We start from the raw sequence: 9,191 nt of genomic DNA on the forward strand, positions 1-9,191 counted from the left end.
ACCGCTTCTGGCGCAACGCCCGCGCCCTCACCACCCGCGGCTCCCCCGCCCACCGGCTCCGCGACATCGGCGCCCACTACCTCAACGGCGCACGCGCCGAGCTCATGTGGCCGCCCGCAGCGCTTCGATGACGTGCTCGTCGGAGACCTGGGTGAAGTCCTCGTACCACTCGCCGACCGCACGGAAGTCCGGGGGCTTGCTCAGGCAGACGACCTCGTCGGCCTCCTGGGCCAGCGCGGCGGCCGTGGTCGGAGAGGCGACCGGTACGGCGAGGACCACGCGAGCCGGGCCGCGGCGGCGCAGGTTGCGCAGGGCTGCCGTGGCCGTCATGCCGGTGGCCAGGCCGTCGTCGACGAGGATCACCGTGCGGCCGGTGAGGACGAGCTCGGGGCGCTTGCCGCGGTAGAGGTCCTCGCGGCGGTGCAGTTCGGTGCGCTCGCGGGCGACGTCGGCAGCCAGCTCCTCCTCGGCCAGGCCGAGGAACTGCAGGGCGCGGCGGTCGAAGACCGGCGGGTCCTCGCCCGCGAGGGCGCCGACGGCCAGTTCGCGCTGGCCCGGGGCGCCGATCTTGCGGGCGACGAAGACGTCCAGCGGCGCGCCCAGCTCGCGGGCGATCTCGGCGGCGACGGGTACTCCGCCGCGCGGCAGGGCCAGTACGACGGGCCCTTCCGGCGCGCCGGGCCCCTCCGCCGTGAGCTGCTGCCGCAGCCGCTGCGCGAGCTGCCGGCCGGCGTCTCTTCGGTCCGTGAAGGACATGCTGTCTCCTTGGCGACGAAGGCGGTCGGGGAAGGCGGGTGGGTGGTGGGCGGTCATTGGCCGGTGGGCCAGGTCTCCTCCTCCCCCGTGTCGGCCGGGTGCTGCCGGGGCAGCGGGGTGAGCGCCCGGGTGGTGTCCAGGAAGAGGAACGCGTCGTACCGCTGGTCGAGCACGGTCGGGACATAGTTGCCCCACTTCTCGCGCTCCGGGCGGTAGACCACGCCGATGGCCCGGTGGTCGCGCGGCAGCCGCGTCCAGTGGCCGGGGCCCGCGGCCGGCTGTTCACCGGGCGTGCCGGGCGGCGGGGTGAGCAGGAAGAGCGCCGCGCCGCCGGGCAGCGCCCGGTGCAGCAGCTCCTCGGTACTGCCGGGCCGGGCGGGCGGCACCGTCATGGTCTGCGGCGGGGCGCCCCAGCTCTCCCCCGCCGTCACCGTGCCCTCGTAGGACCCGAATCCGATGAGGACCACGCCGTCGGCCGCGTGCCGCTCGCGCACCAGCTGCCCGACGTTGACCAGCCCTGCCTCGGCCATGTCGGTGGCGCGGGCGTCCCCGATGTGCGTGTTGTGTTCCCACACCACCGCCTTGGCGTGCGGGCCGTGATGGTCCATCAGCCGGTCGAGGGTGTCCGCCATGTGGTGGTCGCGCACGTTCCACGAGTCGGGGCCGCCGCGCACCATCGCGCGGTAGTACCGCTCGGCCCCGGCCAGTACCTCCGCGTTCTGCCGCGCCGCGAGGTCGGCCAGGCTGCCGTCGGCGGCCTTCGCCTGCTGCGCCCGTTCGCGGACGGCGACCAGCAGCCGGATCACCTCGGGCTCGCAGCCGCTGGGCACCAGGCGCGTGGCCAGCGCGTAGCTCTGCGGGTCCTCGTCGTACGGCTCGAAGCAGCGGTACGCCTCCAGGGCCTCGTCCACCCGGTCGGGGTCGTGCTCCCGCAGATGGTCCAGTACGGCGTCCAGGGACTCCCACAGGCTGTAGACGTCCAGTCCGTAGAAGCCGACGCGCCGGCCGGGAGGCAGCGCGTCGTTGTGGGCGCGCAGCCGGCGGGCGAAGCGGGCCACGTCGGTGTTGGCCCACATCCAGGCGGGCCAGCGACGGAAGTCCGCCAGCGCGTCGGCCGGGTCGGCGGGCGCGCCGGGCGCCCCGGTGACCGAGCAGTGCACGTCCTGGCAGTCCGGCCAGTCGCCCTCCACCGCGACGAACGAGAAGCCCTTCTCGGTGATCAGGCGGTGGGTCAGCTCGGCGCGCCAGTGGTAGAACTCGGCCGTACCGTGCGACGCCTCGCCCACCAGGACGTACCGCGCGTCGCCGATCCGCTCCAGCAGCGGGTCCAGCGACCGGGGGCCGGTCAGGGGCCGGGCGCGGGCGGTGATCTCCGCGAGATCGGCGGCGCCGGCCGCGGCCGTCACCGCGGGCCCTCCTCCCCGTGCGGCGGCTCTCCGGGCGCGAGGAACCAGTCCCGCGCCGCGACGGCGACCTGGTCCAGAGCGCCGGATTCGGGGAAGAGATGGGTGGCGCCGGGGATGACGTGGAGGTGGCACGGCGCGGAGAGCTCGGCGGCGGCCTGCCGGTTCAGATCCAGTACCGATTCGTCGTGACCGCCGACGACCAGCAGGACCGGGGCGCGTACCTGCTGCAGCGCGTCGCCCGCGAGGTCGGGGCGCCCGCCGCGGGAGACGACGGACGCCACCCGTTCGGGGCGGGCGGCGGCGGCCACCAGGGCCGCGGCCGATCCGGTGCTGGCGCCGAAGAGGTGCGGCCGCAGCCGTCCGGTGACCGGGTGGGTGCCGAGCCAGTCGACCGCCGCGACCACCCGCTCGCCGAGCAGCGGGATGTCGAAGCGGTGCTCGCGGGTCACCTCGTCGACCCGGTCCTCCTCTTCCGTCAGCAGGTCCATCAGCAGGGTGCCCAGGCCGGACGCTTCCAGATAGGCTGCGACGCCTCGGTTGCGCGGGCTGTGCCGGGAGCTCCCGCTGCCGTGCGCGAAGACGACGACCCCGTGGGCCGGTTCGGGTACCCGCAGGTCGCCCGTCAGGGCGGCGCCGCCGGCCGGTACGGACACCGATTCTTCGAAGGTCATCGGACTCGCTCCCGCTCTGCTCGCTTGCGGTCTGTCGCTTGCCGATACGGGTAACCCGCCACGGAAGATCGTACTCTTCCCTGCAAAGCGGGCAAATGCTCCGCTGCCGGTCCGGGCTGCAAAGGGTCTTGTCAGCCCCGGTGGTATGGACCATTCTGGCTGCCGTCCCGCGCCCCGATCATGAGATCCCGAGGTGTTGCCATGAATGACCGCATGCCGGAGTCGGAGCACGGGCCCGCGGGGCGGCTCCGCCGCCGGGGTTTCCTCGGGGCGCTGGCGGCGGGGACGACGGCTGCCCTCGGCCAGCAGAGCGCCGTCGCCGCACCGGCCGCCGCGACCCGGCCGGTCTTCCTCGGCACATACACCTCGCAGCCGGGCGGCGGCAGCGGCGTGGGCCTGGCGGCGTACCACCCGGTGACCGGCAGGATCACCGGCAGCGGCGTGCTCACCGGCGTCGCCGATCCCTCCTACCTGGCCCTCTCTCCCGACCGGCGGACCCTGTACGCGGTCCGGGAGAACGCGGACGGCGCGGTCACCGCCGTCCGGCTCGCCGCCGACGGCGCGCACCGCGTGCTGGGCAGCCGCTCCACCGGCGGCGCGGGCCCCTGCCACCTGTCCGTGCATCCGAGTGGCCGCTGGCTGCTGAGCGCCAACTACCTCTCCGGGAGCGTCGCCGTGCACCCCGTCGACCCGGTGACGGGCGCGCTCGGCGAGCGCACCGACCTCGTGACGCACTCCGCGCCACCGCCGGGCCCCGGCCAGGACGGGCCGCACGCGCATCAGATCGTCACCAGTCCCGACGGCGGCCATGTGCTCGCCGTCGACCTGGGCAACGACACCGTCTACAGCTACCGGCTGGACCCGCTCGCGGGGACCCTGAGCCAGGTGTCCACCGCGCCGCTGCGCCCCGGCGCCGGCCCGCGCCACCTCACCTTTCACCCCGGCGGCCGCTGGGCCTACCTCGCGAACGAGCTCGACAACACGGCGGTGGTGTGTGCGTACGACCCCGCCACCGGACGGCTCGCCCCCGGCGCCCCGCAGTCCACCGGGACCGGTCCCGGCACGAGTTACCCGGCACAGTTCCTGGTCAGTCCCGACGGCCGGTACGCCTATCTGGCCAACCGTGGCCACAACAGCCTGAGCCGGTACGCCGTCGAGGACCGCGGCGCGCGCCTGCGGCTGCTGGACACCGTGCCGGTCGGCGGCGACTTCCCGCGCCACATCGCCTTCTCGCCGGACCACCGGCTGCTGTTCGCGGGAAACCAGCGCTCGCATACGGTCACGGTCTTCCGCGTCGACCCGCGATCGGGTCAACTGCGTTCCACCGGGGAGCCGTTCGAGGCGCCGATGCCGGTGTGTGTACTGCCGCTGTAGGAGCCGTGTCGGGCGGTACTCCGCGGAGTACCGCCCGGCACCGGGTCGTCAGTCGCCGGCCGTCAGTCGCCGAGCCTGTTGCGGAGCAGCTGCTTGCCCAGTTCGGCGCCCTTGCGGCTGTCGGCCTGGGCCTTGCGGAACAGCTCCGCGAGCTCGGTGTCCTTGTCCCGCTCCGCGTCCTGGATGTACGTCTCCATCCGCAGGGCGTTGTTCAGGCACGTCTCGGTGTACCAGAGCAGGTTGTAGTTCTTGTCCTTGGTACCGGTGAATTCGCCGGTTTCCTTGCTGCTGGTCATGGTGACTTACCTCCACCTCGTGGACAGGAACCGCCGCTCGGGGCCGCTCGGGCTCAGCGGCGCCCGTTGCGGGTTTCCGCTGCCGTCCGGTCCAAACGCCGCGTGCGGCGCTGTCGGGCGTGACGGTGCGTCACACCGGTACGAGCGTGACCTCCGTGGCCTTCACGCTGATCCAGACGTCCGTGCCGTCGCGGAGGTCCAGCTCGGCGGCGGCCTGGTGGGTGATCTCGGCGACGAGGTCGGGGACCTCCGGGGAGCCGACGAGGACGCGCAGCCGGCTGCCGGCGGCGGTGAGTTCGCGGACCCGGCCGGGCCAGACGTTGCGCGGGCTGCCGCCGGGGCGGACCCGGTGCACGGACACCGCCTCGGGACCGATGATCGCGAGCGCTTCCGTGCCCTTCTCCAGCGGCTCGGCCGCGGTGAGCCGGCCGGGGCGGTCCACGAGGGCGAGGCCGTCGGCAGTGGCCGTGCCGGGCCAGGCGTTGCGCCCGAGCATCCGGGCCACCCAGGGCGAGCGGGGGTGCCGGGAGACCTCGGCGGGCGCGGCGTCCTGGAGGGTGCTGCCGTCCTGGAGCACCAGTACCCGGTCGGCCAGCGAGACCGCCTCGACCGGATCGTGGGTGACGAGCAGGCAGACGCCGCGGAAGCCGGCGAGGTGCTGCCGCAGGGTGTGCCGGACGTGCGCGCGGGTGGTCTGGTCGAGGGCGGCGAGCGGCTCGTCGAGGAGGAGCAGCCGGGGCCCGGCCGCCAGCGCCCTGGCCAGCGCGACCCGGCCGGCCTGCCCCCCGGACAGGCCGGCCGGACGGCGGTGGGCGAGGTGGCCGACGCCGAGCCGGTCCAGCCACTGCTGGGCGGCGCGGCGCGCCTCCGCACGGCGAACGCCGCGGGCGCGGAGCCCGTACGCGGTGTTGCCGAGGGCGGTGAGGTGCGGGAAGAGCGCGCCGTCCTGCGGTACCCAGGCGACGCCTCGGCGGTGCGGCGGCAGGGCGGTGACGTCGTCGTCCCCGAGGGTCAGCGCGGCGTGGGCGCGCGGGGTGAGCCCGAGGAGCGCGCGCAGCAGGGTGGTCTTGCCCGCGCCGTTGGGGCCGACGACGGCGATGGTGGTGCCGGGTCCGGCGTCGAGGGTGAGGCGGGTGAAGCCGGTGACGTCGGCGTGCAGCGGCCAGGCGGGCGCGTCCGCGGGGAGCTCCTCGGTGGGCGCCGCCGGCAGCGCGTCGGCGGGCAGCGGGTCCGTACCCGCTGCCGCCTCGGCGGTTCCGGTGCGCGCCTTCGCCGTGGCGCCCACCGACCACCGCCCGCGCAGTGCGATCAGTACGGCCATCGCGACGGCCAGGAGCAGCAGCGAGACCGAGGTCGCGGCCTCGGGGCTGTCCTGGAGCAGCAGATAGACCTGGAGCGGCAGGGTCTGGGTGGCGCCGGGGAGGTTGCCGGCGAAGGTGATCGTGGCGCCGAACTCGCCCAGCGCGCGGGCCCAGGTGAGCGCGGCGCCTGCGGCGAGGCCCGGGGCGACCATGGGCAGGGTGACGGTGCAGAAGACGCGGAAGGGGCCCGCGCCGAGGGAGGCCGCGGTCTCCTCGTACCGGGTGTGCAGCCCGGCCAGCGCGCCCTCCAGGCTGATCACCAGGAACGGCATCGACACGAACGTCGCGGCGATGACCGCACCGGAGGTGTGGAACGGCAGCTGGACGCCGAACCAGTCCTCCAGTACCCCGCCCAGCAGTCCCCGCCGCCCGAAGCCGAGCAGCAGCGCGACGCCGCCCACGGTCGGCGGCAGCACCATCGGCAGCAGGACCAGCGAGCGGACCAGCGCCTTGCCGGGGAAGTCCACCCGGGCCAGCAGCCAGGCGAGCGGCACGCCGAGCAGCAGCGAGAGCCCCAGGGCCCAGCACGCGACGGACAGCGAGAGCCACATCGCGTCCGTGACGCCGGGCGCCGTCAGATGTGTCCCCAGGTCCGACCAGGTCGTACGGACCAGGACGCCGGCCAGCGGGACGAACAGGAACGCCACGGCCAGCACGGCGGGTACGGCCAGTGCGAGCGGCGCCCGGCGCACGGAGGGTCTCACGGCTTCTGGAACCCCGCGTCGCGCAGGATCTGCTGCGCCTTCGCCGACCGCAGCCACTTCACGAAGGAGTCGGCCTGCTTCTTGTGTTCGGAGACCTTGAGGGTGGCGGCCGGGTAGGCGGCGACGGCGTTCTGGTCGTCGGGGACCGGCACCGCGTCGACCTTGCCGGGGGCTGTCTTCGCGTCCGTGGCGTAGACGATGCCCGCGTCGGCCTCGCCGAGCTCCACCTTGCTGAGCACGCCGCGCACGTCCTGCTCCTGCGAGACCGGCTTCACCTTGAGGTGCTGCTTGTCCAGCACCTGCTGGCTGTAGCGGCCGACCGGGACCTCGGGCGCGGCGAGCACGACCTTGAGCCTGCTGTCGGTGAGATCCTTGAGGGCCGTCACCTTCTCGGGGTTGCCCTTGCCGGTGGCGATGACCAGGCGGTTGTGGGCGATGGTGACCGGGGTGCCGGTCCGTCCCTTGAGGCCGTCCATGGTCTTGGTGTCGGCGGTGACCAGCGCGTCCGCCGGGAAGTCCTGCTCGACCTGGGCGGCGAGCTGCTGCGACCCGGCGTAGGAGAACTTCACGATCGTGTCGGGGTGCGCCTTCTCGTACGCGGCGCCGGCCTTCTTGAAGACGTCGGTGAGCGAGGCGGCGGCGAGCACCTTGATCGTGGTCTTCTCGCCGCCGCCGGACGCCTCGCCGCTCTTCCCGCTGCCGCAGCCCGCGGCGAGCGGGACGATCAGGGCGGCGCAGAGCGCGGTGGCGGCGGCGGTGCGGCGGCCGGTCGTACGGGGGCGGGGCATGGCGGACTCCTCGGGGCTCAGACCCGGTCGATGTGGACGTTGGTCGACTTCACGCGCGCGGTGGCCCGCATGCCGACCTCCAGCCCCAGCTCTTCCACCGCTTCCCTGGTCAGCAGCGAGACCAGGCGGTGCGGGCCCGCTTGGATCTCCACCTGCGCCGCGACGTCGCCGAGCTTGATCGCGGTGACGATGCCGGGGAAGGCGTTGCGCACGGAAGTGGCGGCGGGCTCGTCCTCACCGGTGCCGCTCCTGGCGAGCTCGGTGGAGAACGCGGCCAGGTCACGGCCGTCGATCAGCCGGCGGCCGGCCTCGTCCCTGTGGGTGGGGACCTTGCCGGCGTCCGCCCAGCGGCGCGCCGTGTCGGCACTGACGCCGAGCAGCCGCGCCGCCTGGCCGATCGTGTAGGACTGCATGTGCGGCACGTTATGGCAGCTACCCTCTCACCTGCAAGGAAGACTGTGGATTGGGCTTAGCAGATGCGAGCCGGGTAGTGCGATCGCACAAGATCATGCGCACGGGGGCTCCTGGGCGAGCGCCACGAAGGGGACATACGGGCCGGACATCCAGGACCAAAGTCCCGCGTACCGGGTCGTCACGGGCGGCATCACAGGCTCGGGACGCGCTCACCGCCTCCCTGACCGACCGACCCGTACGACGGAAGGCACCGACGATGCTCAGGCCAGCGCCGACCTCGCCCGCCCGCCTCGCTCCCCCCGTCACCCCGCGCCTCCTCGCGGATCTCGCGGTGGCCGCCTGCACGGCACGCGCCCGGCTGCCGCGGATCCCCGACGCGGGCGTGCCGCACGACCCCGCCGCCGAACTCCGTTCCATACCGGCGCTCCGCCCGGTCTTCGCCGCGGTGGCCGAGACCGCCGACGGCCGCCGTCTCGACCGCCACCTGCGTGCCGAGCTCGGCCGGCTCGGCGAGCAGCTCCCGGAGGAGGCCGCGGGGCACCGGGGCGAGCTGTGGGCCGCCGGCCTGCTCGTCGCGGGCGCCGCCGCCACCGGCTGCCGCTCGGGCTACGCCGCCTGCGCGGCGGCCGCGACGCTGGCCCGGATGCCGTACGACGGCACGCCCAAGCCCGTCGAGACGCCGGGCGGCCGGGCCCGGCTGCACTTCCATGTGCCGGGCGCGACCGGTCAGGCCGGGTCCGGATTCCCGCACGTGCGGCGGGTGGCGCTGCCCGCGCTGCGCGAGTCCCGGGCGCACGGCAGGCCCGAGATCGCCGCGCGGATGGACGCGCTGCTCACGCTGATGGCGACGCTGGACGACACCTCTCTGCTGCACGAGGGCGGGCCCGCGGCGCTGCTGTCGGTGCAGATGGACGCCCGGGACGTGGTGCGGGCCGGCGGCTACGGCTGCCCGGCGGGCCAGGAGGCCCTGGACCGCCTGCACCTGCGGATGCGCGACCCGCTGCTGACCCCGCGCGGCAGCCACGCGGTGCTGTCCGCCGCGCTGTTCCTGGACTTCACGTTCGGCACGGACGGCCTGACGCCGGGGCCGTGAGCGACGCCGCCGACCTCCGTCACCCCTCGGCGTACAGTCCCCTCAGTCCTCGATGTGGCGGCGGAGCAGCTCGCCGAGCTCCGCCTCGAACTCGCCGTACCGGGCGCGGAGTTCACGCCCCGGCCAGTCCCCGGGCAGCAGCGCGTCCGGGAGGAGGGGATCGGCGAGGAGGTGGCGGAGGATCGCGGCGGAGACGGTGAAACGGTCGGCGGGGGTGGCGGCCCGGCCGAGCGCCACGAGCAGGGCGCGGGCCCGCGCCGACCAGCCGGCCAGGTCCCACAGCCGCCCGGCGAGCGCCGCGGGGTCGCCGTCGGGCGTGCCGGTCAGC

Annotated in this window: 10 protein-coding genes; 2 read left to right on the forward strand and 8 right to left on the reverse strand. The window is 74.6% G+C overall.

The window, feature by feature from the left end; translation table 11 throughout:
* Positions 1 to 102 precede the first annotated feature (102 nt).
* The 3 genes from CCS38_RS14150 to CCS38_RS14160 are packed head-to-tail and all read right to left on the reverse strand — an operon-like array spanning position 103 to position 2,833.
* The gene (locus tag CCS38_RS14150) at positions 103 to 756 is read right to left on the reverse strand and encodes a phosphoribosyltransferase (RefSeq protein ID WP_223733609.1); all 654 of its coding nucleotides are present in this window, start codon (positions 754 to 756) and stop codon (positions 103 to 105) included.
* A gap of 53 nt (positions 757 to 809) precedes the next feature.
* Complete coding sequence (locus CCS38_RS14155; RefSeq protein ID WP_223733610.1) at positions 810 to 2,162, reverse strand: erythromycin esterase family protein; 1,353 nt, start codon at positions 2,160 to 2,162, stop codon at positions 810 to 812.
* Positions 2,159 to 2,833 (reverse strand): dienelactone hydrolase family protein, encoded by a 675-nt coding sequence (locus CCS38_RS14160; RefSeq protein WP_223733611.1) that lies wholly within the window; start codon positions 2,831 to 2,833, stop codon positions 2,159 to 2,161. The genes CCS38_RS14155 and CCS38_RS14160 overlap by 4 nt, the downstream gene beginning before the upstream one ends.
* A 201-nt stretch (positions 2,834 to 3,034) precedes the next feature.
* Here CCS38_RS14160 and CCS38_RS14165 point away from each other — a divergent pair, with 201 nt between their 5' ends.
* Positions 3,035 to 4,207 carry a lactonase family protein gene (locus CCS38_RS14165; RefSeq protein ID WP_223733612.1) on the forward strand — a complete coding sequence of 391 codons (1,173 nt, stop codon included), beginning with the start codon at positions 3,035 to 3,037 and terminating at the stop codon, positions 4,205 to 4,207.
* A gap of 62 nt (positions 4,208 to 4,269) precedes the next feature.
* On the opposite strand, the gene CCS38_RS14170 is transcribed toward CCS38_RS14165, so the two are convergent.
* The 4 genes from CCS38_RS14170 to CCS38_RS14185 all read right to left on the reverse strand — a co-directional run bounded on the left by CCS38_RS14170 (position 4,270) and on the right by CCS38_RS14185 (position 7,769).
* Entirely contained in the window at positions 4,270 to 4,503 is a 234-nt protein-coding gene (locus tag CCS38_RS14170) for a hypothetical protein (protein ID WP_223733613.1), read from the reverse strand.
* A 130-nt stretch (positions 4,504 to 4,633) separates the two neighbouring features.
* Positions 4,634 to 6,568 (reverse strand): ABC transporter permease, encoded by a 1,935-nt coding sequence (locus tag CCS38_RS14175; RefSeq protein WP_223733614.1) that lies wholly within the window; start codon positions 6,566 to 6,568, stop codon positions 4,634 to 4,636.
* The gene (gene modA / locus CCS38_RS14180) at positions 6,565 to 7,356 is read right to left on the reverse strand and encodes a molybdate ABC transporter substrate-binding protein (protein WP_223733615.1); all 792 of its coding nucleotides are present in this window, start codon (positions 7,354 to 7,356) and stop codon (positions 6,565 to 6,567) included. The genes CCS38_RS14175 and modA overlap by 4 nt, the downstream gene beginning before the upstream one ends.
* Before the next feature lie 17 nt (positions 7,357 to 7,373).
* A complete protein-coding gene (locus tag CCS38_RS14185; protein ID WP_223733616.1) occupies positions 7,374 to 7,769 on the reverse strand; it encodes a TOBE domain-containing protein in 396 nt (131 codons plus the stop codon).
* Between the two features lie 257 nt (positions 7,770 to 8,026).
* On the opposite strand from CCS38_RS14185, the gene CCS38_RS14190 reads away from it, so the two are divergent.
* On the forward strand, positions 8,027 to 8,863 hold the full coding sequence (locus CCS38_RS14190) for a triphosphoribosyl-dephospho-CoA synthase (RefSeq protein WP_223733617.1): 837 nt from the start codon (positions 8,027 to 8,029) through the stop codon (positions 8,861 to 8,863).
* A gap of 42 nt (positions 8,864 to 8,905) precedes the next feature.
* Here the strand turns inward: CCS38_RS14190 and CCS38_RS14195 are convergent.
* Positions 8,906 to 9,191 (reverse strand): PaaX family transcriptional regulator C-terminal domain-containing protein (locus CCS38_RS14195; RefSeq protein WP_308050797.1); only part of this gene is annotated, 286 nt, incomplete at its 5' end.

This window comes from Streptomyces purpurogeneiscleroticus (assembly GCF_020024005.1).
Lineage (GTDB): Bacteria > Actinomycetota > Actinomycetes > Streptomycetales > Streptomycetaceae > Streptomyces > Streptomyces purpurogeneiscleroticus.